The 26542-nt window shown below is 35.8% G+C and carries 23 protein-coding genes, 2 tRNA genes and 3 rRNA genes; 13 read left to right on the top strand and 15 right to left on the bottom strand.

The annotated features are described in order from the left end of the window. Nucleotides 1-186: 186 nt before the first annotated feature. From AC6EJA_RS04625 to rrf, 5 genes are all read left to right on the top strand, one after another. Nucleotides 187-1671 (top strand): 16S ribosomal RNA (locus AC6EJA_RS04625). Between the two features lie 161 nt (nucleotides 1672-1832). Then, nucleotides 1833-1906 (top strand) — tRNA-Ile (locus tag AC6EJA_RS04620). A gap of 9 nt (nucleotides 1907-1915) precedes the next feature. Further along, nucleotides 1916-1988: transfer RNA gene (locus AC6EJA_RS04615), tRNA-Ala, on the top strand. Nucleotides 1989-2298: 310 nt separating this feature from the next. Then, nucleotides 2299-5172, top strand: a 23S ribosomal RNA gene (locus AC6EJA_RS04610). 88 nt (nucleotides 5173-5260) lie between these two features. Further along, nucleotides 5261-5377: ribosomal RNA gene (gene rrf / locus AC6EJA_RS04605) — 5S ribosomal RNA — on the top strand. The 16S, 23S and 5S rRNA genes sit together here with 2 tRNA genes alongside, the layout of an rRNA operon. 69 nt (nucleotides 5378-5446) lie before the next feature. On the opposite strand, the gene AC6EJA_RS04600 is transcribed toward rrf, so the two are convergent. Beyond that, complete coding sequence (locus tag AC6EJA_RS04600; protein ID WP_498503445.1) at nucleotides 5447-6310, bottom strand: DNA-formamidopyrimidine glycosylase; 864 nt, start codon at nucleotides 6308-6310, stop codon at nucleotides 5447-5449. A gap of 6 nt (nucleotides 6311-6316) precedes the next feature. Beyond that, nucleotides 6317-6532 carry a photosystem I reaction center subunit IV gene (locus AC6EJA_RS04595; RefSeq protein WP_498503444.1) on the bottom strand — a complete coding sequence of 72 codons (216 nt, stop codon included), beginning with the start codon at nucleotides 6530-6532 and terminating at the stop codon, nucleotides 6317-6319. 126 nt (nucleotides 6533-6658) lie between these two features. Between AC6EJA_RS04595 and AC6EJA_RS04590 the strand changes: the two genes are divergently transcribed. Next, nucleotides 6659-7702 carry a hypothetical protein gene (locus AC6EJA_RS04590; RefSeq protein WP_498503443.1) on the top strand — a complete coding sequence of 348 codons (1044 nt, stop codon included), beginning with the start codon at nucleotides 6659-6661 and terminating at the stop codon, nucleotides 7700-7702. Between the two features lie 15 nt (nucleotides 7703-7717). On the opposite strand, the gene AC6EJA_RS04585 is transcribed toward AC6EJA_RS04590, so the two are convergent. Beyond that, on the bottom strand, nucleotides 7718-8425 hold the full coding sequence (locus tag AC6EJA_RS04585; protein WP_498503442.1) for a LysM peptidoglycan-binding domain-containing protein: 708 nt from the start codon (nucleotides 8423-8425) through the stop codon (nucleotides 7718-7720). 91 nt (nucleotides 8426-8516) lie between these two features. After that, a complete protein-coding gene (locus tag AC6EJA_RS04580) occupies nucleotides 8517-9896 on the bottom strand; it encodes an aldehyde dehydrogenase family protein (protein WP_498503547.1) in 1380 nt (459 codons plus the stop codon). A gap of 363 nt (nucleotides 9897-10259) precedes the next feature. Between AC6EJA_RS04580 and AC6EJA_RS04575 the strand changes: the two genes are divergently transcribed. Continuing rightward, nucleotides 10260-11012, top strand: a complete 753-nt coding sequence (locus tag AC6EJA_RS04575) for a TVP38/TMEM64 family protein (protein ID WP_498503441.1) — start codon at nucleotides 10260-10262, stop codon at nucleotides 11010-11012. A 470-nt stretch (nucleotides 11013-11482) separates the two neighbouring features. Here AC6EJA_RS04575 and AC6EJA_RS04570 read toward each other — a convergent pair whose 3' ends face one another. From AC6EJA_RS04570 to AC6EJA_RS04545, 6 genes are all read right to left on the bottom strand, one after another. Next, entirely contained in the window at nucleotides 11483-12604 is a 1122-nt protein-coding gene (locus AC6EJA_RS04570) for an FAD-binding domain-containing protein (protein WP_498503440.1), read from the bottom strand. Between the two features lie 97 nt (nucleotides 12605-12701). Further along, a complete protein-coding gene (locus tag AC6EJA_RS04565; RefSeq protein WP_498503439.1) occupies nucleotides 12702-13178 on the bottom strand; it encodes a hypothetical protein in 477 nt (158 codons plus the stop codon). After that, the gene (locus AC6EJA_RS04560) at nucleotides 13165-13374 is read right to left on the bottom strand and encodes a DUF6737 family protein (protein ID WP_498503438.1); all 210 of its coding nucleotides are present in this window, start codon (nucleotides 13372-13374) and stop codon (nucleotides 13165-13167) included. Before AC6EJA_RS04560 ends, AC6EJA_RS04565 begins: the two co-directional genes overlap by 14 nt. Before the next feature lie 143 nt (nucleotides 13375-13517). Beyond that, nucleotides 13518-13625 (bottom strand): high light inducible protein, encoded by a 108-nt coding sequence (locus AC6EJA_RS04555; protein ID WP_498502973.1) that lies wholly within the window; start codon nucleotides 13623-13625, stop codon nucleotides 13518-13520. A 155-nt stretch (nucleotides 13626-13780) separates the two neighbouring features. Continuing rightward, nucleotides 13781-14200, bottom strand: coding sequence for a DUP family protein (locus AC6EJA_RS04550; RefSeq protein WP_498503437.1), 420 nt, complete (start codon nucleotides 14198-14200; stop codon nucleotides 13781-13783). An 86-nt stretch (nucleotides 14201-14286) separates the two neighbouring features. Then, on the bottom strand, nucleotides 14287-14490 hold the full coding sequence (locus tag AC6EJA_RS04545) for a hypothetical protein (RefSeq protein WP_498503436.1): 204 nt from the start codon (nucleotides 14488-14490) through the stop codon (nucleotides 14287-14289). A gap of 360 nt (nucleotides 14491-14850) precedes the next feature. On the opposite strand from AC6EJA_RS04545, the gene AC6EJA_RS04540 reads away from it, so the two are divergent. The 5 genes from AC6EJA_RS04540 (at nucleotide 14851) to AC6EJA_RS04520 (ending at nucleotide 19649) form a co-directional block, all read left to right on the top strand. Then, entirely contained in the window at nucleotides 14851-15033 is a 183-nt protein-coding gene (locus AC6EJA_RS04540) for a hypothetical protein (protein WP_498503435.1), read from the top strand. A gap of 872 nt (nucleotides 15034-15905) precedes the next feature. Continuing rightward, nucleotides 15906-16952 (top strand): amino acid ABC transporter substrate-binding protein, encoded by a 1047-nt coding sequence (locus AC6EJA_RS04535; protein WP_498503434.1) that lies wholly within the window; start codon nucleotides 15906-15908, stop codon nucleotides 16950-16952. 21 nt (nucleotides 16953-16973) lie between these two features. Then, entirely contained in the window at nucleotides 16974-17885 is a 912-nt protein-coding gene (locus AC6EJA_RS04530) for an ABC transporter permease subunit (protein ID WP_498503433.1), read from the top strand. An 85-nt stretch (nucleotides 17886-17970) separates the two neighbouring features. Then, entirely contained in the window at nucleotides 17971-18900 is a 930-nt protein-coding gene (locus AC6EJA_RS04525) for an amino acid ABC transporter permease (RefSeq protein ID WP_498503432.1), read from the top strand. Nucleotides 18901-18905: 5 nt separating this feature from the next. Beyond that, nucleotides 18906-19649, top strand: a complete 744-nt coding sequence (locus AC6EJA_RS04520) for an amino acid ABC transporter ATP-binding protein (RefSeq protein ID WP_498503431.1) — start codon at nucleotides 18906-18908, stop codon at nucleotides 19647-19649. A 199-nt stretch (nucleotides 19650-19848) separates the two neighbouring features. Here the strand turns inward: AC6EJA_RS04520 and AC6EJA_RS04515 are convergent, their stop codons facing one another. From AC6EJA_RS04515 to AC6EJA_RS04495, 5 genes are all read right to left on the bottom strand, one after another. After that, on the bottom strand, nucleotides 19849-20379 hold the full coding sequence (locus tag AC6EJA_RS04515) for a hypothetical protein (RefSeq protein WP_498503430.1): 531 nt from the start codon (nucleotides 20377-20379) through the stop codon (nucleotides 19849-19851). A 190-nt stretch (nucleotides 20380-20569) separates the two neighbouring features. Then, nucleotides 20570-21736 (bottom strand): pyridoxal phosphate-dependent aminotransferase, encoded by a 1167-nt coding sequence (locus AC6EJA_RS04510; protein WP_498503429.1) that lies wholly within the window; start codon nucleotides 21734-21736, stop codon nucleotides 20570-20572. Continuing rightward, on the bottom strand, nucleotides 21733-23550 hold the full coding sequence (locus AC6EJA_RS04505) for a thiamine pyrophosphate-binding protein (RefSeq protein ID WP_498503428.1): 1818 nt from the start codon (nucleotides 23548-23550) through the stop codon (nucleotides 21733-21735). Before AC6EJA_RS04505 ends, AC6EJA_RS04510 begins: the two co-directional genes overlap by 4 nt. Continuing rightward, nucleotides 23547-24335: an SDR family NAD(P)-dependent oxidoreductase gene (locus AC6EJA_RS04500; RefSeq protein ID WP_498503427.1), complete on the bottom strand. Its 789-nt coding sequence runs from the start codon at nucleotides 24333-24335 to the stop codon at nucleotides 23547-23549. Before AC6EJA_RS04500 ends, AC6EJA_RS04505 begins: the two co-directional genes overlap by 4 nt. Continuing rightward, complete coding sequence (locus AC6EJA_RS04495) at nucleotides 24336-25529, bottom strand: class I SAM-dependent methyltransferase (RefSeq protein ID WP_498503426.1); 1194 nt, start codon at nucleotides 25527-25529, stop codon at nucleotides 24336-24338. A 744-nt stretch (nucleotides 25530-26273) separates the two neighbouring features. Between AC6EJA_RS04495 and AC6EJA_RS04490 the strand changes: the two genes are divergently transcribed. Beyond that, nucleotides 26274-26501, top strand: a complete 228-nt coding sequence (locus tag AC6EJA_RS04490; protein ID WP_498503425.1) for a hypothetical protein — start codon at nucleotides 26274-26276, stop codon at nucleotides 26499-26501. The last annotated feature ends 41 nt before the right edge of the window (nucleotides 26502-26542 follow it).

Raw genomic sequence — 26542 nt, 5'->3', positions numbered from 1 at the left:
ATGACATGTATAGGTGTTACTGGTGGATACAACGACCGGATCTGAGATCTCGGAAAGACACGAAGAAGAGATTCTGATGTGCACTCTTTGAAACCTTCTTTAAATTGAAGGGCTGAAACTACTGAACTAATCAGTGGGCAAAGCAAATCAGACTGAGTAGATATTTTCTGCAAAAGGGTTTGACATACAACGGAGAGTTTGATCCTGGCTCAGGATGAACGCTGGCGGCGTGCTTAACACATGCAAGTCGAACGGACCTTCGGGTTAGTGGCGGACGGGTGAGTAACGCGTGGGAATCTGCCCTCAGGAGGGGGATAACGGTTGGAAACGACCGCTAATACCCCATATGCCGAGAGGTGAAATGAATTTCGCCTGAGGATGAGCCCGCGTCTGATTAGCTTGTTGGTGAGGTAATGGCTCACCAAGGCTTCGATCAGTAGCTGGTCTGAGAGGATGATCAGCCACACTGGGACTGAGACACGGCCCAGACTCCTACGGGAGGCAGCAGTGGGGAATTTTCCGCAATGGGCGAAAGCCTGACGGAGCAACGCCGCGTGAGGGATGAAGGCCTCTGGGCTGTAAACCTCTTTTCTCAAGGAAGAAGATATGACGGTACTTGAGGAATAAGCCACGGCTAATTCCGTGCCAGCAGCCGCGGTAATACGGGAGTGGCAAGCGTTATCCGGAATTATTGGGCGTAAAGCGTCCGCAGGCGGCCTTTCAAGTCTGCTGTTAAAACGTGGAGCTTAACTCCATCATGGCAGTGGAAACTGTTGGGCTTGAGTGTGGTAGGGGCAGAGGGAATTCCCGGTGTAGCGGTGAAATGCGTAGATATCGGGAAGAACACCAGTGGCGAAGGCGCTCTGCTGGGCCATAACTGACGCTCATGGACGAAAGCCAGGGGAGCGAAAGGGATTAGATACCCCTGTAGTCCTGGCCGTAAACGATGAACACTAGGTGTCGGGGGAATCGACCCCTTCGGTGTCGTAGCCAACGCGTTAAGTGTTCCGCCTGGGGAGTACGCACGCAAGTGTGAAACTCAAAGGAATTGACGGGGGCCCGCACAAGCGGTGGAGTATGTGGTTTAATTCGATGCAACGCGAAGAACCTTACCAGGGTTTGACATCCTGCGAACCTCTAAGAAATTAGAGGGTGCCTTCGGGAATGCAGTGACAGGTGGTGCATGGCTGTCGTCAGCTCGTGTCGTGAGATGTTGGGTTAAGTCCCGCAACGAGCGCAACCCACGTTTTTAGTTGCCAGCATTTAGTTGGGCACTCTAGAAAGACCGCCGGTGATAAACCGGAGGAAGGTGTGGATGACGTCAAGTCATCATGCCCCTTACATCCTGGGCTACACACGTACTACAATGCTACGGACAAAGGGCAGCTAACTCGCGAGAGCACGCAAATCCCATAAACCGTGGCTCAGTTCAGATCGTAGGCTGCAACTCGCCTACGTGAAGCAGGAATCGCTAGTAATCGCAGGTCAGCATACTGCGGTGAATACGTTCCCGGGCCTTGTACACACCGCCCGTCACACCATGGAAGTTGGCCACGCCCGAAGTCGTTACTTCAACCCTTGTGGAGGAGGACGCCGAAGGTGGGGCTGATGACTGGGGTGAAGTCGTAACAAGGTAGCCGTACCGGAAGGTGCGGCTGGATCACCTCCTAACAGGGAGACAAAAAACTGATCGTGATGTTTGAGCTTTTTTATTCTTAAACCATGATCCTGTCACCTTAGGTCGATCGGTACCTCAGTTTTGAAAGTTATTTTTAACTTTTAAAATCTCAGTTCCTAAACTTGTCTAGGTCACACCCAACAAGGGTTCTCCTGGGCCATTAGCTCAGGTGGTTAGAGCGCACCCCTGATAAGGGTGAGGTCCCTGGTTCAAGTCCAGGATGGCCCATTCGGTGTTGGGGGTATAGCTCAGTTGGTAGAGCGCCTGCTTTGCAAGCAGGATGTCAGCGGTTCGAGTCCGCTTACCTCCACTGATTTAACCACCAGAATTAACAGCGACAAGGAGAATTTTTAGTGACTTAGATTTCATATTATTGACCCCAGCTTTCTATCATTCCACTTTTTTGGTTGATAACAAGCTGGGCTCCAAAATTCTCAGAATTTTGATTGAGTTCAGAAGAACCTTGACAACTGCATAGATTAAGTCTGTAACAAAGAAGCATCTCATAGATGTAGTTTCTTTTCAGTCTGATTTCATTGGTTTATTCAATGAATTGCTGAATTGATTTTTATTGATTTTGAAAAGCCAAGATTTTGGTATTAACAAATACTGAAATTTATGGTCAAGCTACAAAGAGCTCATGGTGGATACCTAGGCACATAGAGGCGATGAAGGACGTGGTTACCTGCGATAAGTCTCGGGGAGCTGGATACACGCTTTGATCCGGGAATTTCCGAATGGGGCAACCCTTAATACGGCCAGCTGAATCCATAGGCTGGCGCGAGCCAACCCAGCGAACTGAAACATCTTAGTAGCTGGAGGAAAGGAAAGTAAAAACGACTCCCTTAGTAGCGGCGAGCGAACGGGGAATAGCCCAAACCGACGATTTCGATTGTCGGGGTTGTGGGACAGCAATATGGACCAACAAACCTAAAAGAAGCGTTTGAATGGCGCGCCACAGAGGGTGAAAGCCCCGTAATTGAAAGGAGCGTTGGCCTAGCTGTATCCCGAGTAGCACGGAGCACGTGAAATTCCGTGTGAATCCACGAGGACCACCTCGTAAGGCTAAGTACTCCTATGTGACCGATAGCGCAACAGTACCGCGAGGGAAAGGTGAAAAGAACCCCGGGAGGGGAGTGAAATAGAACATGAAACCATGAGCTTACAAGCAATGGGAGCCCGACTTATCGGGTGACCGTGTGCCTGTTGAAGAATGAGCCGGCGACTTATAGGCACTGGCGGGTTAAACCGGAAATGGTGGAGCCACAGCGAAAGCGAGTCTGAATAGGGCGTTTGTCAGTGTTTATAGACCCGAACCCTGGTGATCTAACCATGGCCAGGATGAAGCTTGGGTGATACCAAGTGGAGGTCCCAACCCACTGACGTTGAAAAGTCACGGGATGAGCTGTGGTTAGGGGTGAAATGCCAATCGAACCAGGAGCTAGCTGGTTCTCCCCGAAATACGTTGAGGCGTAGCGTCTAGTGCTCCAGCAGGGGGGTAAAGCCACCATTTCGGTGCGGGCTGCGAGAGCGGTACCAAATCGAGATGAACTCTGAATACCCTGTGTGTAACTAGGCAGTCAGACTGTGGGGGATAAGCTCCATAGTCGAAAGGGAAACAGCCCAGACCGCCAGCTAAGGTCCCAAAATCAACGCTAAGTGATAAAGGAGGTGGGATTGCCCAGACAACCAGGAGGTTTGCTTAGAAGCAGCCATCCTCAAAGGAGTGCGTAATAGCTCACTGGTCGAGCGATCCTGCGCCGAAAATGAACGGGGCTAAGCGTTGTACCGAAGCTGCGGATTTATTTATAAATGGTAGGGGAGCGTTCTATGTGGGGCGAAGCGTTAGCGTAAGCGGGCGTGGACTGCATAGAAGTGAGAATGTCGGCTTGAGTAGCGAAAACATGGGTGAGAATCCCATGCCCCGAAACCCTAAGGGTTCCTCCGGCAGGCTCGTCCGCGGAGGGTTAGTCTGGTCCTAAGGTCAGGCCGAAAGGCGTAGTCGATGGATAACAGGTCAACATTCCTGTACCAGTTATGTTTTGGGAAGGGGGACGGAGAAGGCTAGCCAATCCAGATGTTGGTTACTGGTTCAAGCGTTCAAGGCTTTGAGGAACGGAGAAAACGTTCTGAGCTGAGGCGTGAGTACGAGCTGCTACGGCAGCGAAGTTGGTGACGTCATGCTTCCAAGAAAAGCCCTACACCCGTTAAGACATAACTGCCAGTACCCGAAACCGACACAGGTGGGGTGGTAGAGAATACCGAGGGGCGCGAGATAACTCTCTCTAAGGAACTCGGCAAAATGACCCCGTAACTTCGGGAGAAGGGGTGCCAGCGAGAGCTGGTCGCAGTGAAGAGGCCCAGGCGACTGTTTACCAAAAACACAGGTCTCCGCTAAGTCGCAAGACGATGTATGGGGGCTGACACCTGCCCAGTGCCGGAAGGTTAAGGAAGCCGGTTAGCGTAAGCGAAGCTAGCGACTGAAGCCCCGGTGAACGGCGGCCGTAACTATAACGGTCCTAAGGTAGCGAAATTCCTTGTCGGGTAAGTTCCGACCCGCACGAAAGGTGTAACGATCTGGGCGCTGTCTCGGAGAGAGGCTCGGCGAAATAGAATTGTCTGTGAAGATGCGGACTACGTACACCCGGACAGAAAGACCCTATGAAGCTTTACTGCAGCTTGGTATTGTGCTCGGGCTCTGAATGCGCAGGATAGGTGGGAGACTTTGATGTAGTGCTCTTGGGTGCTATTGAGTCAATGGTGAGATACCACTCTTTCAGAGCTAGAGTTCTAACGTTTACCCGTTATCCGGGAAGCGGACAGTATCTGGTGGGCAGTTTGACTGGGGCGGTCGCCTCCTAAAAGGTAACGGAGGCGCACAAAGGTTCCCTCAGGCTGGTTGGAAATCAGTCTTCGAGTGCAAAAGCAGAAGGGAGCTTGACTGTGAGACCTACAAGTCGAACAGGGACGAAAGTCGGTTTTAGTGATCCGACGGTTCTGCGTGGAAGGGCCGTCGCTCAACGGATAAAAGTTACTCTAGGGATAACAGGCTGATCTCCCCCAAGAGTTCACATCGACGGGGAGGTTTGGCACCTCGATGTCGGCTCATCGCAACCTGGGGCTGAAGTCGGTCCCAAGGGTTGGGCTGTTCGCCCATTAAAGCGGTACGCGAGCTGGGTTCAGAACGTCGTGAGACAGTTCGGTCCATATCCGGTGTACGCGCAGGAATATTGAGAGGATTTCTCCCTAGTACGAGAGGACCGGGAGGAACGCACCTCTGGTGTACCAGTTATCGTGCCAACGGTAAACGCTGGGTAGCCATGTGCGGAGTGGATAACCGCTGAAAGCATCTAAGTGGGAAGCCCACCTCAAGATGAGTATTCCCATGGCATAAGCCAGTAAGATCACGGGAAGAACACCCGTTGATAGGCTCTACGTGGAAGCTTGGTAACAAGTGCAGCGGAGGAGTACTAATAGATCGAGGGCTTGACCTTTTTTGACTTTTTAAATTGCTTTTAGTTCAGACTAAAGTTAATAACTTAAACTCTATGCAGTTCTCAAGGCTCACTTGAGAATTTTTTTCCTGGTGTTCATGGCGATGTAGAACCACTCCGATCCATCTCGAACTCGGCTGTGAAATGCATCAGCGGCGACGATATTTGGGGGGCAGCCCCCTGAGAAAATAGCTCAATGCCAGGTTAAAATATTCCTCAAAATTTTTTAAAAAATATGCCACCCTTTGGGTGGTTTTTTATTTTATTAAACTTTTTATCTTTGACAAGATGGACACCAGTGGGTTCCTCTCCCACATATTTTCGTCTTAAGAATCTTTGAGCCGCACGTCTTGCATGGTTTTTTATCTCTTTTATAGACATAAGCCTCTTCTCCATAATTTCCATTGAGTCCTTCAATATCTCTGAAATCACTAAAAGTTGTTCCGCCTTTCCCAATACTAATTCTCAAGATCTTTTTTAGAGAATTACATAATTTTTCTAACTCAAAATTTTTAATATTCCCTGATGCTCTTGTAGGAAGAATACCTGCTTTAAATAAACTTTCATCTGCATATATATTTCCAGTACCCGCAACAATAGTTTGATCTAAAAGTGCTGATTTAATTGAGCGAGTTTTACCAGTTAATTTTTGTTTTAAGTATGATGAATTGAATTTTTTACTAAATGGTTCAGGCCCTAATTTTTTTATACCCTCATTTGAAACACTTGGGTGACTTTCATTACTGTGCCACCACATTTGTCCAAAGTTTCTTATATCTACAAATCTAAGTTCTCTACCTTTGGAATCATAAAACCTAACCCTAGTATGTTTACAGGGTTCTTGAAAGTCATTATAAAATTGAAAATGTCCTGTCATTCTGAGATGAATGATCCACCAACCTGCGGCTTCTGAAAAATTTCCCCCATCTTTAGATTTTTCCAGTTCTGCGATTATATACTTTCCCCTTCTTCCCCAAGATTTTACATTTGTGCCACTCAGCATACTAGTAAATTGCTTGACACCTCCAATACTTGCAATAGTTCTATCTTTTAAAACCTCTATTTTTGCAATCCTAAAATCTAAAAGTTTTTTCTCAAGGCCTAACTTTACTGTTTCTACTTCAGGTAATTCTGGCAATTTTTTTTATGCCTTTTCAAGTTCATAAGCAGCAAAATTATTAGTGTTTAATCCTCCTTCTTGGCCGCTGTAAACCTTGTAATCAACTTTATCGAAGCGTACTGTTATTGGATATCTTATGGGCGGAACAGATTTATCTATGGATGCAACTTTTCCCGTTTGATTAAACCAATAAGATTCGGGTCTTTTGATCCTTACGGTGTCACCTCTTGCTATTGACATGGCTCACTTAGCAAAATTTATTTGAATATCATATCGCCTTAATCCCAAAAGTTTGTTTAACCGTCACAGAATGTCGTTGCTCTTTTTATTCGGTGTGTCAGGATCTGTTTCTGCTTTTAAAATCTTTTGACATCATCACTAGAAACTGATCAAACATTTTTAGATCTAGAACTGCCTGATCCTGAGAAAGATGATTTGAGCAGTATTGATTTCTTGAAAAAACTTGAGAATGCTTGGTCCATATGCGAAAGAGTAGATTTACAGACTGAGATTTGGAGAGGGAGGATTTTAAGAGCAGTTAGAGATAGAGAAAAAAGAGGTGGTGAAGGCAGAGGCGCTGGATTTTTACAATGGTTAAGAGAGATGGAAATAAGTAAAACACGTGCTTATCAGCTTATTCAACTTGCTGATTCTTCAGATAATCTTGTTGGGGGGGGGATTTTAGAGGAGGGAAGTGTTAATAAGTTTTCAAGAAGAGCTTTTATTGAAACCTCTCAATCTTTACCAGAAGTCCAAAAAATGATTTCAGAAGCAGCAAATGAAGGGCAAGAAATTACTAGAAGACAAGTTAAAAAGTTATCAGATGAATTTACTGCTTCCACAAGCAATCTATTGCCTGATGAAATAAGACAGCTTACTCAAGCGAATTTGTTGCCTACAAGAATGGTTGCACCGCTTGTTAAAGAATTATCAAAATTACCCGAGACACAACAAGATGAAATCAGAGAAACTTTAAGTCAGAATCCCAAAATTGAATGTGTTAAGGAGGTAACTAATCAGGCACGTTGGATTGGCAAATCTCTTGATGCTTCACTCTCTCTTAAAACCTTTCAGAACCAAGAATTGAATCTTGAGGGGGCTCTCAAAGAGGCGCAGAGATTAGATGCATTGGGAATGCTCTCTGATGCATTTGGACAAGCTAGGACGATAGAAGCAGCAGTGGTGAAATTTTATCTTTCATGGAAGAAACTCAGCAACTTATACGATGCTCTTTGGGTGGAAAGTGGAAGTAGCACTCCTCATCTGAGGGAGATGCTTGAGGCACTTCAGACTATTACAGGTTCAACCATAAGGGTTTCATTAGGCGAAATTGGCGGTGGAAAAAAACTTAGGATTCAAATAGCGGAGGAATCTGCTGAGCAACTTAATACTCCTATGATAAAAAATTAAAATTCTTTTAATTTTTTAGTTGTTACACAATTCATTAATTATGGAAAACTCAAATCCCTGCTCAGGCTTTATCCAGTTTCTCCATTTACCATCTTTTCCAGTTCTATTAATAATACCCTTATTACATTTGACTGCAATAAAAAGAGGTTTTCCACTTTCATGAATTGAAGTTGCTATGTAACTTTCGTTTTTAAATTTCCAACTAGACCAATTTATTTTTAAAGGACCATAATTTTTCCAGTTGTAATTATTATCTTCATTTTCGATAACCCCCTGTAAAATTATTGATTTTTTAGTTTTATTCCTTTTTTTTGGATCGGAGTTTATATTAGTTAGATTAGAAGACTCATCATTATAATCAGTTGCGGGCAAGTAAATTCTCTGACCGATTAATATTACATCTTCGGACTTGATATTGTTTAAACTTATTAATTCCTTTATTTCTAAATCATATTGAGCAGCTATTTTTATTAAAGAGTCACCCTTTTTTACGATATGTATTTTATATGAGATTGAGTTTTTTGGTAACTTTATTTTATCGCCCACTTCTAATTTGTTGGCATCGATAATATCATTTAACTCCATCAATTCTCTCAATGTAATATTGTTTTCTGCTGCTATTTTTGTAAGTGTATCACCTTTTTTTATTAATATTTCAGTTGCTAGACTTGGGAGGCTTAATATTGAAAAAAGAAAAAAAACAAATAAAAAAGCTCTTTTCATTATTTTTGATATTATTTTAAAATATAAAACCTTTTCACTGATTTGCCAAATTAATAAATGAAGGCTTTATTAATGGTTGCGGAATGTCAATTTACCCCAAGAATTTTTTTAAAAATGATAAGTCCAGGCTATACGGCGGATACCTGAATTTAATATCAAACCAAAAGGGCTTTCTTAGTATTGACTTTTGATGCGAAAAAGTTAGGAAACCAGCGAGGCCATGATAGTAACCCATTCCACTATTACCAACACCACCAAACGGCAATTCAGGAATTCCAGCTTGCAGCACTACATCATTAATGCAAATTCCTCCTGAACTAGTTTTTGATATGAATTTATTCTGTTCACTTTGATTTCCTCCAAAAAGGTATAAAGCAAGAGGTTTTGGTTGATTTTTGATAATTTTAAGAGATTCATCAATTGTTTTATAACTAATAATTGGAATTAATGGGCCAAATATTTCCTCCTTCATTAATGGATCGTTTTCATCTTTTACATCAATAAGTGAGGGAGCAATTCGGTTTCTTGTTTCATCAAACTCTCCTCCAAAGATAAGTTGATTATTTTGTTTGGCATTGTCTAAAAGAGTTTTTAATCTTATAAAATGATGATCATTAATTATTTTCCCCAAGTTTTTTGAATTAATAGGGTTAGTGCCATAAAAACTAGATATGTACTTTTTCATTGAACTTATCAAATCATTTTTAATATCTTCTTGTACTAGAACGTGGTCAGGAGCTATGCAGGTTTGCCCTGCATTTAGACCTTTCCCCCAAGTGATACGCTTTGCGGAAATATCTACATCTGCACCTTTGATAACAATTGCAGGACTTTTACCACCTAATTCGAGTGTTACAGGAGTCAATGAATTTGATGCTGAGCGCATAACCTTTTTACCAATTTCGCTCCCACCAGTAAAAAATACGTGATCAAATCCCATCGATATCAACTCTTCAGCAATTGCACCATTACCTTCAATCACAGTCACAATATCGTTAGGAAAATATTTATCAATTAATTTATGAATTAATTTTGATGTTGCAGAAGCATGTTCAGATGGTTTCAAGACAGCTGTATTGCCGGCTGCAAGTGCACTTACCAGTGGTTGAAGAGTAAGCGAAAAAGGATAGTTCCATGGACCAATAATTAAAACGCAGCCAAGTGGTTCGGGTTGCGTAAGAGCAGTTCCAGGTTGAAGTGATAGTGGAATTTGAATTTTTTTAGGTTTTGTCCAACTCTTCAGATTCTCAAAAGCAACTTTTAATTCCTGTCGAATTGCTATTACCTCGAAGTACGCCTCTGTGGTTGGTTTCTCGAGATCAAAATACAATGCTTGTATTATTTCATCCTCATGATTTTCAAGGATTGAGTCCAAAATACTAAGCTGCTTTCTTCTCCACTCCAAAGAAAGTGTTTCACCTGAGCAGACGATATTACGCATTTTGTGAACTAGGTTTTCTTGGATAATCAAGTTACTCATATCAACTAATCAATTGGTCTAACAAATTTACGATAAATTTGTTGAAAAATATTTCTCAATATTGAACAAATTTGCTTGAATGTAGTCCTTGGAGCAATTTGAACGAAAATTTACTTGCCGTGATCAACTTCCCTCTTGAGGTTTTTTTTAATTAATTATTCCTTTGAAAATCATTGGACTTGCATCTAATATTTCATTGGTTTGTCACTTTTCATACTTAAAAAAAACAAAAGCAAAAAAAGATAGATATGGTATTATTCATTTCTTCTCTTAATTTATTCCATCTTATCAAAATAACTTTTTTGATTAAATGGAATTTAAAGTTAAGAAGATATAATATTAAAATTTTTAAAAATGATCAAGAATTTTTATTTAAAAAAAACAACTAAGATAAAAGTAAAACGTAATTCAAAATTAAAGTATATATTTATTTTTATCATAATAGTTTTTCTTGTATTTCTATATAAAAAAATTGATTTTGAATTTATAAATAGAATATTTATTGATAATCAATATTACATAGAAAACTCTAAATATTTTGCAGCAATTTTAATAGTATTTCTACGTTCATTAAGTATTATAATACCAGTAATACCGGGTACTTATTGTTCTGTTATCTGTGGTTATATCTTTGGCATTAAATCTGGACTCCCCCTAATATTTTTTGCAGATTTGATTTCTTGTTCTATCTGTTTCTCGATATCTAGAGTTCTTGGTAGAGATTTTGTAGAGAAATTATTGGGAAATAATCAAATGAAAAAAATAGAGAAATTTAGCAAACAATATTTTGAACAAAATCTTTTCCTTCTTACTGCGATTCTTATGACTTCATGGTTTGATTTTGTCTGCTATGCCGTTGGTTTGACGAAACTTTCCTGGAAAAAATTCATTTTCCCACTTATGATAAGCATAGTTATCTCAGACCTCCCCTTTGTAGCAGGAGGTTATGCCTTATCTCAGATAAAAGATATAAACTTCAGTCAAATTTTTAATGGTGAAGTAAGCATTATCGAAGGTCCATATCTAGCTATTTTAATTTCATCTGTTTTAGTTGTATTTACTTTAGGTATACTTAATGTATTTACATCAAGAAAAATAAGAAATTGACTGTTGGTTTCTGCAAAATATTTAACTATTAACTCGCTTGAGGGATTCGTGGTGACTATGCTTTAACCATTCCTCTTGAACTATATTTTTTAAATTGATTTTTATAATATTAATCCTTTTCAATGACAATATCAAATAACCTTTATGCTCATTCAATTGATTGAATTTTTCAGTTTTAAACAAATATAGCCTATTCAAGTAATTTCGTGATGTCATTAATCTTTCCATCACTTCAAAAGACAAGAAAGTTATGATATTTCAATCTTCACTCTTTTTTTTTGTTTGACAAGTTTAATTTTTTCTAATTAAAGCATTTGTAATATTTCTTCCGTCATTTCATTTTGGCTGACTTCTTTTGTTGAAATAATTAAAATATATTCCTTTTTAAATTTTCTCGAGTGGGAATTGATAATGAAAGCATCTCTATCCCTTGATCTGCAACAATTAATACTTAAATTTATTATATATATTTAAATATTAATACTTAAAAATTTTTTCTTGAAATTAAAGAAACCTGAACGGGCAAAATCCCATGCCTTTAAATCATTATCTCTCTTTATCATATTAATTTTGTGGAAATTATTTTTAGAAATATTTTTAAGGATATCCAGACTGTCACCCACACCAGGATAAATAACATCAAAAAATGTTTTTCCTTCAAGTAATCTACTGAATTCAGATAAGGTGAGGATTTCAGTTTCAGGATTTTTCTCTACAAAACTTTTGATTAGATTAAATTTAAATTCAAGTATTTTATTAGACAACTGAATCTCTCTATCTTTGTTATTTATAACAATTATATATATTTTTTTATATTTGTTAATGAGTTCTAGAATATTGGGAAAAAAAAGATCATTCTCTAGAAATACAAGGTTATCGTATTTCTTTTTAGTTGATTTTTTGAAGATTTTAGTCTCTGGAATGTAATTTGATGTTTCTTCAATTAGTATTTGATTTATATTTAACTGTTCACTATTGAATCTTGAGGCAGTATATTTAGCAATATTTGATTGATTTGCGATGTAAGGCCTTTTATTTGTGTGTAGACCTGCAACCCACCGCCAAGATAGGGTATTACTAGCAGCGTCTCCATCAAGAAGATGTTGTAAGAAGAAATTGGCACCTAACTCCCAAGGCAATCTTAATTTAAAGATCCAGATACTCGCAAACCACATTCGTGTATGGTTGTGCAAATAATTTTCCCTTTTTAATTCTTTAGTCCATTCATCAAAACAGTGAATCCCAGTTTCAGCTCCAGTCGCTTTTTCTAGAGTCCCCTCAGAAAATTTTTTAGTCAGGCTTGATTTAAAATTTCTCCAAATTTGCGGATTATTCTCTAAATAACCCCTCCAATATATTCTCCATGATATTTCCTCAATAAATTTAGTATATTTTTCACTTTTATTTGAGGATTTAATTCTGGATATTATTTCATACTCATACAGAATTCGGTGGGTGATATATTTTGATAAACAAGATGTATTATCTCTATTTTTTGGCCCTAGGTCATAATTTCTACTTTTAGCATATTTATCAATTCCATTATTAAGGAAATGATGAAAGCTATTTTCTGCCTCAGAGAATTGATTCATCAGTCTATTTTATGATTGTATAAACTTCGATGAATAGAGAAAATATTATCCCACATCAAAGATACAAATTGAACTAATACTCTTATAGCTATTATTTTTAACTTTTGCGTATATTTCTTATATAAATAAAAGCTATTGTCAATAAGCATATAAGACATACAAAAATTAATAATTGTTTTTTGATATTAATTAGAAGAAAGATTGTGAGTATAGATATCAAAATATTATTAATAATTGACTTGTAATTATGATGCTTTAAGCTTCGTTTCTTTTCTGGGATTTTGAGGATTGGTACAAATCTTCCCCTATTCTTTATATACCTTAAAGCTAATCGTCTTCTACTTTCATCGAAAATTTCTAGGCCTTTTTTCCATTCTAGTTTTGTGCTTACTTCACAAAAATATAAAACTTTATATACCTCTTCTGCAGAAAGATCATCAATCTTTTTCTCATATAGTCCATTGAATTCTTTACCTGTGACTAATGGGGCATATGCCTTTATAAAGTCGCTCCGCCACTCATTTGGTATCTTGAAATCTTCTTTATTTTCATCATAATTACTAAACTGTTTCATTTTCTTCAAAATACTTTGGGGCTAATATTAAAAATATTACCCACCATATTATTATTACAATCGTCACTAATATAGTTATATAGATGTTACTAAATATATAAAAGGAAAAGAATGATATTAAAATACCAAATAAAACTATTGTCCAAGGTTGACACCATAAAGGCTTAGTGTCCCAATATGACTTTTTCAAACTCATATTTAATTAGCTTTTTGATTCAAGCTAAAATTAACAGCTTCTTAACTTCTACCATACATAGGATAAAAAGCTTGACCATTTTTGGTGATTTTGAAAAAAAAAAAAGATCATGATTCCCATGATCTTTTTTTTTTGTGGCAGTCCTAGAAAACTCCTGGAATGATCTGACCAGTTGTTGCGTACGCGCCAAAGGCTGCAACAAATCCGAGCATAGCTGCCCAACCATTAAACTTTTCTGCTTCTGGAGTCATGAGTGTGAATGTAATTGATCCAAATCTAAAATATTCATGAAGAAAGTGTGACTATTCTGTTTATTCAGATTCAAGCAAAATTTATATTTTCCATAAGATTTTTAAATGCATTGGATAGGGATACATAACCCTGTTTTTTCATCGCGTGGACTTTTTCAGTTGTTCTTTCTCCAAAGGCTACGCTTCTTGATTAGATCTTCTAGGTTAGGCCAAGCAGCAATTAATTCTTTTACCGCCTTTCTGTTCGGTGTATATAAAATACATGAAAAAGAACTGATTATATATAGAATAAACCACCATCGACTGACTGAATACACCGAGACAAATGAAAATAAAAAACTACCTAAAAATATAAAAAATAATATCCTATTAATAATTTCTAAGGGTGGTTTTTTTAAACGATTTAAAGAGTATTTTTTCTTTTCCTTCATCTTTTTTACCAGCTCTTCTCTCTCTTCTTGAATTATTCGTTCCTTTTCTTTATCCAAGTCTTCATTATCTTTGACAAGACTAGCTAATTCTTCGTCTGTCAAATTATTAAACAGACCATCTATTTTTTGAGGATTAGATTTCATGGTCAAACTATAGGAATTTAAATTAAGGTGCAAAAAAATATAAATACTAATTATGGGATTTCATTCATGAATTTCTGGTCTTGATTTCACAAATAAATTCCCTTATCTTGAATAAACATATGGAACGTTGGATTGTTTAGGTATTGAATATACATAACGTAGGCACCAGCTAAAATTGATGCACAGCTAGCAACGATAGATCCAAAGATAAAAATCTGTTTTTTGGGAATCTCAGGTCTTGTGTCAACAAATTTAAATCCCCTTGCTGATTTTTTTCTTGTTAAAGCCATTTTTGTAAAGTAGTTATTCAACCAATAGCAAAGATTGCAGCGTGCTATTTTTTATTTAATAAATTCTTATGGTCTTAAATAATTTCTGCCAATTGATTGATTGATTATTTAAAGCCGATGCTCAAAGTGGTTTTATCGCAGAATCAACAATTTATTGCGCTTATTTAGTAGATTCTACCATTATCAATCCCTTTAAAAGGGACCCCCATTTTTTAGATCATTATAGGATAATTCTTTATGTAGAAATAACTGAGTCAAGTTGTTCTTGGACTAGTATTATCACAGGCTGTTCTAATTAGTTAATTAATGATGTATCCCTTTTTTCCCTTTGCCATACAAATTTTGGATTTGAGAGGATTGGTGAATTTACCTTTCGAAATCTTAAAGTCTCTACCAACTGACCCTCTGTCTACCAAATTATTAAGTGCTCTTCCCATTGTTGCTTTCATAGCATTGATTCTTACTGCTATTTGGATCCAAGCGAAAAAATATCCTACCAGAGCAATTCAGGATGCCAATGTAGATAGTGCAAGAAGTTTTTAGAGGGATTACTTTTTTTGATTCAATCAATCATTTATTCATTCTATCCAAATATTGTGAGTGAATTTGTGTGATTTTTTTTACATTAGACAGAAATATGCTTCTTTTTCTCCTATGAGAACTTGATTTTAATTTTCTCTCGTGAATAATTAGAGAGAATTACTTGTAATTATGATAATCAAGAAACTTTTCTATTTCAAAAATAAATTTTAAAATAGCTTGATTTTTAATATATTTCTCATAAAAGATAACTCATTGCAAGAAGAGCAGATAACTTTTTGGCACGTTACTTGAGGGTGGATTAAGGTAATCATATTAATCTGGTTGTAAAATAACTCAGTCAATTATTTCTGTATAGGATAGTGAATTAATGAAAATGCATAGAGTTGGCATCTTATTTATAAATAGACTTAGATCGAATGCTTAGTAAATTTATAAGTTGATTATCCATATTACATCTAATCATGTATAAATATCAATATTACTTTAGCAAAGCTATTTAATTATGAACAATAAAGGATTTTAAATTTAGCGTAAGAAAATTTATTTATGTTGATTTTACCTTTATAAATTAATGTTTTATACATGAATTATTATTAGGGGTGCAAGAAATGATAAAGTAAATTCATAATCTCTTCACTTAAATTTTCTTGTAATAATTTAACTTTACTTTGTTGTTACTTTATTACTCCAGTGAAAAAAATAAGATATTTAATAGTAATACTTTTATTAATATTAAATTTAATTTTTTACTCGGTTTAAAAGTAAATATTATATGTGTCAGTTTTTTATATTCGGAAAAGTATAAAGAATTTGAATTATTTACCCACTCCACTCAAATATCTGATAGACAGATAGTATAGATTGATTTGCACATGAGACGAATCCTATTAGGCTGTTTGAGTTTGACAATGCTTTTGGGCGGATGCGCTACAGTCCAAGGGCCAAATAGCTCCAGACTTGAGTTAATTAAACAACGAAATGAACTTGTTTGTGGCGTAAGTGGGAAAATACCTGGCTTTAGTTTTCTTAGGAATGATGGAAGTTATCAAGGAATAGATGTTGATATTTGTAGAGCATTTGCTGCAGCATTTCTTGGCGATGAAAATAAGGTTCGATTTAGACCCCTGACTGCTGCTGAGAGGTTTACAGCAGTACGCACTGGTGAGGTTGATCTTTTATCGAGAAATACCACCCTTAATTTGAGCAGAGATTCATTTTTGGGTAATGCCCTAACTTTTGCCCCAGTAGTGTTTCATGACGGTCAAGGATTAATGGTTAAAAAAAATAGTGGAGTAAAGTCTTTGGAAGATCTTGCTGACAAATCCATTTGTGTAGGTTCTGGCACAACTACTGAACAGAATATTAATGATGCTTTTGAAAGTAAATTAATTCCTTATACACCAATAAAATATCAAGATCTCAATCAAGTTGTTGCTGGATACTTGCAAGGACGTTGCGCAGCGATGACATCTGATCGCTCACAATTGGCAGCGGCAAGATCAGGATTCAGCGACCCCAAAAATCACATTATTCTTGAAGATGTTCTTAGCAAAGAACCTCTTGCCCCTGCATCACTGAGTGGGGATCATGTTCTTAGCGATGCAATGAGATGGGTCGTTTTTTCTCTTATTGCTGCTGAGGAGCAGGGTATTACAAAATCAAATGTTGCTGAAAAATTCAAATTGGCTAAATCAAATCCTCAACTGAAACGATTACGTAGATTTTTGGGAATAGAAGGAGATCTCGGTAGGAAATTAGGACTAGATAATAACTTTGTTGTTAATGTGATAAGTTCCACCGGTAATTATGGTGAAATCTATAATAGACATCTAGGACCAACAAGTGATGTGCCAATTCCAAGGGGAATGAACCAACTTTATAGTCAGGGTGGCATACAAATCTCGCCGCCATTTAATTAAATAACAAGCAAAAAATTATAAATGTATAAAGTCAAAAACGTTATTATACAAATCTGTTTTGTTGTTTTTATATTGTTAATATTAGCCATATTAGGGAATAATTTATACATTAATCTTTTACGAGTTGGTTTAGGATTTAACTTTGATTGGCTTTTTAATCCTTCTGGTTTTGCTTTAGCGGAACACGCCTTGCCTTACTCACCTTCAGATAATTATCTTTGGGCTCTTTTTATGGGCTGGTTGAATAGTCTTAAAGTAATTTTCTCATCTTTGATTATTTCAACTTCTATTGGTTTTTGTATTGGCATAACAAGAATTAGTCGCAATATTTTCTTGAGGATTATCTCTTCAACTTATGTGACAATAATAAGACAAACTCCATTGTTATTACAGTTGATGTTCTGGTATTTCGTTGGATTTTTAAGTATTAAAAATGACTTTTCTTTTCCTGTTAAAGGTATTTTAAATTTATCTAATCAGGGCATGGTGATACTTGGTTTTAATTTTACAGCGGAATTTTCAGCAATGTTACTTGGATTAAGTCTTTTCACTGCTGCTTATATCTCTGAAGTAGTTCGTGGAGGAATTAATTCAGTACCAAGAGGCCAATGGGAGGCTTTTAGAAGTCTAGGTTTATCGGAAAGTATTGGCTTGTTCAGAGTTGTACTGCCTCAGGCATTGCCAGTCATGATTCCAGGATTAACCGGCCAATATTTAAACTTAGCAAAAAACAGTACTCTTGCTATTGCTGTTGGTTACTCAGATATATATGCAATAGGTGATACCATTATTACTCAAACTGGAAGAGCTATTGAGGGATTTATTTTATTATTAGTTAGTTTTTTGCTCTTAAATCTTTTAATAACTAATACAATGGAATTTTTAAATACCTTTTTTCTGGTAAAAAAGAAAAACATAGTTAATCTTGATTAAAATTATGCTTAATTTAATCAAGGAAATAAGGCGGCTTACCTTTAATAATTTAAGGGACTCTTTGATCTCTATAAGTTGTATTTTTATGGCAACTTTAATTTTTATACAGATATTTAAATGGTTTGCATTTGAAGCTGATTGGATAGTTGTTATTAGGAATTTAAGACTATTTGTTTTTGGACTTTTTCCAGAGCGAGAAATATGGCGTCCAGGTCTTTGGCTTTCATTATTATTAGTATTATCTTTTGGAACACTTTTCAAATCGCAAAGATTTAGTAAGTCGAAATTTATTCCTTATTTTTGGTTTATTTCAATTCCAATAGGCATATATTTGCTTTCAGGTGGTTTTGGGCTAAGCGTTGTCTCTAGCAATGATTGGGGAGGGTTAACTTTGACTATTTTCTTAACTTTGCTAAGTTCTTTATTCTCTTTTCCTCTTGGCGTTTTCCTTGCCGTTGGTCGGCAAAGTCAACTAAATGCGGTAAGGATTGTATGCAAAATCTATATTGATTCAATGAGAGCTGTTCCGTTAATTGCAATCCTATTCTTCGGACAATTACTAATACCTCTTTTTTTGCCTGAAGGATTTGAAATAAATAGAGTTACTAGGGCAATTATAGCCTTTTCACTTTTTGTATCTGCCTATGTAGCTGAAGACATTCGAGGTGGAATGCAATCTATCCCAAATAGTCAAATAGAAGCTGCCAAAGCTCTTGGGCTTGGCGAAAGACAAATTATCAGACTTATTATGCTCCCCCAGGCAATAGCAGTAGCAATACCAGCATTGACTAACCAGATTGTGGGACTTCTTCAAAACACGTCTTTGATGTCAATTTTAGGCCTAGTTGAATTATTGGGTATAAGTAGAAGTGTACTGGCAAATCCACAATATATCGGCCGTTATATTGAGGTTTATGTCTGGATCGCTATAGTCTATTGGAGTATTTGTACGATAATGTCTCTACTTTCTAGACATATTGAAAATTCTATAAATTACAAAAAAAGTATTTGTTAGTTACTATGGCTGTTATTTTAGCTGAAAACATAATTAAGACTTTCTCCAATCATTTGCTTGCGCTTGATAATGTTTCTCTAAAAGTAAATAAAAAAGAAGTTTTAGTAGTTATGGGTCCCTCAGGTTCTGGTAAGAGCACTCTTATTAGGACATTTAATGGCCTTGAAAAATTTGATGCAGGAAAACTTGAAGTTTTAGGTATCCCACTTGATCCTGGCTTTGATGAAAGAAATGTTCGAGAAATCAGAAAGCGAGTAGGAATGGTATTCCAGCAATTCAATTTATTTCCCCATTTATCAATACTAGAAAATATTACTCTTGCCCCGATTAATGTTCAAAAACAAAAACGTAACGAGGCGGAGGAATATGCGAGATATCTTCTGGAAAAAATGGGTATTGGAAAACAGGCTTTAAAATTTCCCAACCAACTAAGTGGTGGAGAACAGCAAAGGGTAGCCATTGCAAGATCCTTGGCTCTTAAACCAGAATTACTTCTATTTGATGAGCCCACAAGCGCGCTAGATCCTGAGAGAGTGAGCGAAGTTTTAGATGCTATTCGAAGCTTGGCTAAGAGTGGAATGACGATGATAGTTGTTACTCATGAAATTGGTTTTGCCAAAGAGGTGGGAGACAGAATATTATTTATGGATTCAGGAAAAGTTATAGAAACCTCAACTCCAGATATATTTTTTACAAGTGCGCAGCATGAAAGAAGTCGTAAGTTTCTTAATCAAATCCAATCACAGTAAATTATAAATTTCTTAAATTGCAAATATTAATTTTTAGTTTTATATATAAATAATTTTATTTTTTTTTCAACTTAACTTTTTAGCATAAGTTTGCACCTGGTGCGGGATGTTATTACGATAGAATTCCCATCTAGGTTTGAAAATGATAGGAATTGGATACATTGATTGATATCAATCATACTTATAGTCTTGGGCAATTTTATTCTTCATAGTTATCATCAATCCAATCTATCATTTCTCTGATGGCTATTTTTGTGGCATTATCAAGCTCATCCTCAGATACATTTAATCCTTTTTTCTTTGCCCTTTTTTCCAGAATTAGCATTACTTCGTCCTCAGCTTCTGATCCTCCATAGGCAATTCCATATTCATCAAGTTTTTCTTGAAGTTTTTCTGGGGAAATTAGGGCAACAATTTCTTGAGGAGATGAATTGGTGATTTCAGAAAAAGTTTTTCCTTTGGTAAAAATAAAATCAAATGCAAAAACTTTATAATCATTCGGATAGCCGTCCCCAAGCAAAGCATTTTCTTCGAATTCTTCAATGTCGTCGTCACTCATTCCTTTTTGCACCCAATATTCATTTTTTGCATCCTCATTAGCATCAGGATCAAAGTTCAATGCTTCTTGGTTTTCATCAAAAAAAATAATCTTTTGTTTGTTAGTAGTACAGAGTTGAGCAATATTCCAATACTGTTCAATTTTTTCTTCAAGACTTTTTTCTTTAGTCACTTCATAGGTAAATAGCTCAGTTAAAGCATAGTTGGGTTGTCCCTATTCGTCAGCTAAATTAATTAAAAATACCAAAAGATTATCTTCTGTTCCTTACATTTCCCAGTGATGAATTTGTTTAAAAAAAAGAAATAATTATAGTATTTTATTAAATTAAAATTTCTATATATAAAATAACTTTTCTTTTTATTTAGATAAATCCTTTTTTCATTCTGGCCAATGCTGTTGTTATATTTTCCTTTGAAGTTGCAAAGCAAAATCTTACATAGCCTTCTCCTTTAGTTCCAAAATAAATACCTGGGCAGGTTGCTACATTTCTCTTTTCAAGTAAATTATTAGAGAATTGTACACTTGATGAAATGTAGTTTTTTATGTTTGCAAAAGCATAGAAAGTGCCCTCAGGCTTCATACAACTAATATCATCAATTTGATTAATTCCATCTACCAATAAATCTCTTCTTTGCTGATACTCATTAATCATTTCAAGGGAAACTTGCCCACCATGTTTTAACACCTCTGCGGCTGCTAATTGAATGAATGGAGGGACACACGAGGTAATAGTCTCAAAAAGTAATTGCATCCTTTTAATTATATCTTTAGGCCCTGTTACCGCTCCTATTCGCCATCCAGTCATTGCGAAGGTCTTACTAAAAGAATGAATCAATATAGTTCTATTAAGACAATGGTCTATTTGGGATGCTGAGTAGAAACCCGCTTGTGAATCATTAAATATCATTCTTCCATATACTTCATCTGATATTAAATAAATTCCATATTTATCGCAAAGTCTATAAAGTTCTTGGATCCTTTCTCTATTTAAAACAGCACCAGTTGGATTATGAGGTGAATTAACAATAATTGCTTTTGTTTTATTATTTATTTTTCTCTTTACTTCTTCTGGATTAAGTCTAAATGAATCTTTTTCCTGCAAAGGGATATAGACAGGAACTCCCCTACATGCTTTGATAATTGATGTATAACTTACAAAAGATGGGTCAGAAAGTATTATTTCATCTCCAGGGTTTAATAAACAAGAAATAGCTAAATAAATTTGAATATTGGCGCCAGATGTAATAAGCAATTGTTCATAAGAAGGTGAAAAACCTCTTGATTTTTCTGTGGCGGAAATACAGGCATCTTTTAGTTCGGGCAAGCCAGAACTCTGAACATAATGAGTTATATTTTTATCTAAACATCTTTTTAAGGCATCCTTCGCTATTTTTGGGCTATTAAAATCTGGATCTCCGATTTCTAAATGTATTACATCATTTCCAGCTGTCTCTAATTCCTTTGCTTTCGCCAATATTTGAAACATTTTTTGCCCTTCTAGATGTTCTGTAAAATCTGCGTATCTCATTTTCTTAAATCAATATTATGTTCTAATCCAACTTTCTCATATTCATATTTATCAAATGGTTTCATTAGATGAATATCATTAGGGCTAAAAGTTCCATCCTTATTATCTTTAAAACTAGCTGTAAATAAATTACCATGAGATGGAGAAGCAAATATTTCGAGGATGGTATGTTTTCTATACGATAAACATTTATTAAGAACACTTTTAAAGTCAGACGAACTTTTTAAAGATAGATATTCAAAATTAAAAGCATCAGCTATTTTTTTTATAGATGGTATTTCTAATCCATTCGCAAAATTAGAAGTACCGTAAAACCTTCCTTTTAAAAACTGTCCCTGTGTATGCCTTATTGCTAAATAGCCATTATTATTTATAACTATAATTAAGGAAGGTTTGCAATTTGTAATTAGTGTTTGAAGCTCTTGTAAATTGAACATTAGACTGCCATCCCCAATAATACAAAAGAATCTTTTATTATTACTATTAGCTGATACTCCAACCAACTCTGGTAAGCCTGTTCCCATTGCGGAAATTGCAGTACTACATATTAGTTCAAGGTTTGAATCTTTCGGCAAGCATTGAAAACCTGCGTATAGTGCACACCCACCCCCGTCAATAATCACACTATCCCCACCCCCTAATTTTGAATATAGGTGTGCTAAAAAAAGATGAGGGTTCGCAAAACCTTTCTCTGATAATTTTTCGGAACATTTTAATGGTGCTAAATCATCAGAAATAAATGAACAAAATTTATTCCAGTCAGTAAAATCACCGGAAATCTTTTTAGTTACAAATATTTTAAAAAAATGCTCGTAATCAATAATTATTTTAGATGAATTATTTTCAATGAAAAGATTCTCAAGTTCATTTTGATCAATATTAATATAAACAAATTTTTGCTTTTCAGAGATACTGGTGTAATTATTACCTGCCTGAGTGGCAGAGAAATGGCAACCAATAAATATAGCTAAATCTGATGTCCTCAATGCTAGATTCGCAGCTTGTTGGCCACTTACCCCAATAATTCCAACATGATTGGCCTTGCCACCAACTTTTCCTGCACTACCCCACGTTGTCAATATTGGCAATGAATTTTGAGATATATATTCAAGAAATGAGTTAAGAGTTTTATCCTCGACATAATTTCTACCCAGAATAAAAATTGGTTTATTAGCAATATTTATTTCGGCGACTAATTTATCTATTTCAATATTTGCGCTGCTTATAAAACGATCATTTATTTGCTTTTTTTCTGTATTTTTATTTTTAATTTCTAATTCTACATTAGACCATTGAAGATTGACTGGTACATCAATCCAAACAGGTCCTCTTCTGGGTTCCATACATATATCTATGGATTCTTTCATTATTTGCTGAATATCTGATTCTTCTGTGATTAGATATTGAGCTTTTGTCCAAGGTTTAACTACATCGATTATGTTGCATTCTTGTGAGCCTCTTTGTCTTACTTTTTTACCATAGCTTGTTTGTTCTTTTCTTGTTTGACCAGAGATAAATAATATTGGAATTGAGTCTTGCCATGCAGACAAAAGTCCTGTAAGAGAGTTTGTTGTAGCTGGTCCTGTAGTAACTACACACACACCAAGAGTATTATTCACCTTTGAGTTTGCAACTGCAGCCAAAGCAGAAGCTTGTTCATGATGGTTGTAGCAAACATTTATGTCAGTAACTTGATGGATTGAATCAAATATATGTACTACTGCCCCTCCCTGAACTCCAAAAACAGTATTGACATTATTATCACTTAAGCTGTTGGCTATTACATCTGTTAATTTAATTCTTTGAATTTTCATGGTTCATAATTTGAATGAAGAAAATGTCTTGATTGTCCACCATCTATACCAATTATTGATCCATGTGAAAATGATGCATGATTTGAACAGAAGAATATTACTGTTGGTGTGAATTCCTCGGTTTCCCCAAAACGACCAAGAGGACATCTTTCTTTAAGATATTTTTCGGCATGAGAGGGGTTTTCAGTTAAAACCTTTTCCCAATGCCCACCTTTTGTTTTTATGACTCCTGGGTAAACAGCTGTCATGACAATACCAGGACTCTCGATAGCAAGAATTCTTCCCCTTGTTCTGGTGTATGCGGTAAGTGCTGCCTTAGAAGATGTATAAGTTACTGGACCAGAATTTTCAAAACCCGCACATGAAGTGATATTTACAATACGTCCCCATTGATTTGAATTCATATGAGGAATGCATTGATCAGTGAGTTTTACCGCGCTTAAAAAATTTAGATTAAATATTGCATTCCATTGTTCATAGCTACAATTTGGGTCGGTTAAATTTAGTGTATGGCCTGCATTATTTACTAAAATGTCATATTCAAATTGATTGTTACTTAAAAAGTCCTCCGTTGATTTCTGCGATGATAATTCAGCTATTTTGTATTTAAATTTTGCTTTAAGATTATCATCAAGTTTATTAATAAAGATTTCTGCAGATCTATCACTTCTTGTAGTGGCTGTAACGTTACAGCCTTCTTTCATTAAATCAATAGAGATTTGAGCACCGATTCCATTACATCCCCCAGTGACTAATGCACTTTTATTAGTTATGCCTAAGTCCATTTAAATCACCATAAAAGGGGAAAATAAATAACGCGGCTCTCTATCAATAAGTTTTTGAAGAATCTTTCTATGTGCCATCCTTGTAGCGACCGCTGAAATACATATAGATCTATCTTTGAATGAAGATCTAGAATCATCATAGAGTATTGGTACATTTATATCGGCATATTTAAGGAACTGTTTCTTATCATTTTGATCATATATACCTTTTGCTTTTTTCAATGCTGGATGATACCAAAATAAAATTGGGAGCATTAAAGACGCCCCATAACAATAAATTTCATTGGTTTCTTCAATTATCTCATTTAAGAAGTTTGCCGACTTAGTAAAATGATCTATTCTATTAGCAATAAAATTATTTGATATACAACCCAAGTTGATTTTTGTTTTTGAAATAGAATCTTTTGAATTATTTAATTTATCATTGGAGACCAAGTGTACTCTTAGAGTTCCATAATGTTCAATATCAAATTGATGATTTATAAGCTTAAATCCAAAATTTTCAGAAAGCCTTTTTATTGATCCTAGCGTAAAATAATGTAGATGTTGATTGTTAATTAAATCGTATCTGTTTGATTCTACCATTAGTTCTAAAGAAGGGAATTGTAAGTATATATTTTCTAAGTTATTAAATGATCTTAAGAATTGAAAGAAACCAATTGGTGATTCTATATGTTCTAAAGTATGACTGGATACTATAGTTAAGCCTTTGTTGTCAAAAACTTTAGTGTCTACCTTTTCAAAAAATGAATTGATAACATCAAATTTTGAACCTTCAGCTAATTTAGCATTTGGATCAATTACGCATCCCGCTGGGGCATTGATATCCTCTAATAGAGAACTACTATTTCCACCGATATCAAGTGTATAATTTTGTCCGTAATTGTTTTCTAATATGAATTTGGTGAAATTTTTTACAGATAGTATTGCCCCACCACTTTCTGTTGTGACTGTGTTGTAGTTTGAATCTGCATAAAGATATTCTGGTGGTACAACTGATTTAAGGAATGCATGAGAGCATTTAGAGCATGAAATAAACTCTTGATCAACCTCAAGAAGCTTGAAGTTGGGACTCTCATTTTTCTTATAAAATAACTCTGTAATTGGATAGCTAGGCAGTGATTTAATTAGTGAGATATCAAATGATTCACAGACTGGGCAATTATTGCGAATCTTAGGCTTAACTAAGTCCATAATATTGCAAACAAGATCATTCGAGAATTTTATCATATACGCAATATTTATTATTTGAGATTGAATATTCTCTTTTGTTAATCAATTACACAAAAACGAGGATAAGTTTATCGATTGAATTTTTGATTTACTATGCCATCTACTTGTGTAAAGCCCAACATTTGGACCTGTATTTTCACCCTTATGTTAATATCAACATAATTAAAAAATAAAGCTTTTTAAGCTGAATAAATTTATTTTACTACAATTAAAAATATTGATCTTAATTTTTACTATAATAATTAGAATTTTGTCAGATAATATATCTTAGTTTGATTTATTATATGTTATTCAAATGGCTTTCAATCAAATGGTATTGGGCTGAGAAGTCAGTGAAGATATTGTGAAAAATATTTATTAAAAATTTAATAATTTTTGATATAACTCAAGGATTTTATCCTACTGTTTTGTATTAATTAAGGTTGCAAGTCCCAGAACATTTTTTGCAATAATAAATTCTTCATCCTTAATGTAGATTTGCAAGTTTCTTATTGATATAAATCCTTTCTAATATTATCATTATTGGAAATTTTATAGTGTATTTATGTAAATAGATTCACCCCATATAAACTTCAGTGGCGATTCCGCAAAAGCCTATACCTAGCACATAGCTTGTGCCACAAGAAATATTCATAGTTTAAAAAATAGAAAACAAAGATCACAGCAATGCCTGGTTAGATTATTTTTTACTAAGACTTGAATCATTTGCTACGCACCCCTATTAGGATCTGTGAAGTTGATATTTTCAGGATGGGCTTTGTCTCCTTTGCTCTTGCCTCTTCCCAGTGGGGGGTTAGCAGGTTCACAACTGATTTTTTTGCGTTAGCGGCACTCGGGGTGTTAGCGAGTTTGCCAATACTGCTCCTAAGACCTTTTGTCCAAGCCAAAAGCTTGTGGAAACCTGGAAATGCCATTTCTGATAGATTTAACTGATTATTAACATTAATGGCGAAATTCGTTTAAGGGCTTTGGTT

The organism is Prochlorococcus sp. MIT2309, from assembly GCF_059772305.1.
This window is presented reverse-complemented; position numbering and strand designations above follow the sequence as displayed.

Bases quoted from the DNA above. Each gene is read 5' to 3' on its own strand.
- AC6EJA_RS04595 (WP_498503444.1), bottom strand. From the start codon at position 6,532: ATGTCAATAGCAAGAGGTGACACCGTAAGGATCAAAAGACCCGAATCT.
- AC6EJA_RS04585 (WP_498503442.1), bottom strand. From the start codon at position 8,425: ATGAAAAGAGCTTTTTTATTTGTTTTTTTTCTTTTTTCAATATTAAGC.
- AC6EJA_RS04575 (WP_498503441.1), top strand. From the start codon at position 10,260: ATGATCAAGAATTTTTATTTAAAAAAAACAACTAAGATAAAAGTAAAA.
- AC6EJA_RS04570 (WP_498503440.1), bottom strand. From the start codon at position 12,604: ATGAATCAATTCTCTGAGGCAGAAAATAGCTTTCATCATTTCCTTAAT.
- AC6EJA_RS04565 (WP_498503439.1), bottom strand. From the start codon at position 13,178: ATGAAACAGTTTAGTAATTATGATGAAAATAAAGAAGATTTCAAGATA.
- AC6EJA_RS04560 (WP_498503438.1), bottom strand. From the start codon at position 13,374: ATGAGTTTGAAAAAGTCATATTGGGACACTAAGCCTTTATGGTGTCAA.
- AC6EJA_RS04555 (WP_498502973.1), bottom strand. From the start codon at position 13,625: ATGACTCCAGAAGCAGAAAAGTTTAATGGTTGGGCAGCTATGCTCGGA.
- AC6EJA_RS04550 (WP_498503437.1), bottom strand. From the start codon at position 14,200: ATGAAATCTAATCCTCAAAAAATAGATGGTCTGTTTAATAATTTGACA.
- AC6EJA_RS04545 (WP_498503436.1), bottom strand. From the start codon at position 14,490: ATGGCTTTAACAAGAAAAAAATCAGCAAGGGGATTTAAATTTGTTGAC.
- AC6EJA_RS04535 (WP_498503434.1), top strand. From the start codon at position 15,906: ATGAGACGAATCCTATTAGGCTGTTTGAGTTTGACAATGCTTTTGGGC.
- AC6EJA_RS04530 (WP_498503433.1), top strand. From the start codon at position 16,974: ATGTATAAAGTCAAAAACGTTATTATACAAATCTGTTTTGTTGTTTTT.
- AC6EJA_RS04525 (WP_498503432.1), top strand. From the start codon at position 17,971: ATGGCAACTTTAATTTTTATACAGATATTTAAATGGTTTGCATTTGAA.
- AC6EJA_RS04520 (WP_498503431.1), top strand. From the start codon at position 18,906: ATGGCTGTTATTTTAGCTGAAAACATAATTAAGACTTTCTCCAATCAT.
- AC6EJA_RS04510 (WP_498503429.1), bottom strand. From the start codon at position 21,736: ATGAGATACGCAGATTTTACAGAACATCTAGAAGGGCAAAAAATGTTT.
- AC6EJA_RS04505 (WP_498503428.1), bottom strand. From the start codon at position 23,550: ATGAAAATTCAAAGAATTAAATTAACAGATGTAATAGCCAACAGCTTA.
- AC6EJA_RS04500 (WP_498503427.1), bottom strand. From the start codon at position 24,335: ATGGACTTAGGCATAACTAATAAAAGTGCATTAGTCACTGGGGGATGT.
- AC6EJA_RS04495 (WP_498503426.1), bottom strand. From the start codon at position 25,529: ATGGACTTAGTTAAGCCTAAGATTCGCAATAATTGCCCAGTCTGTGAA.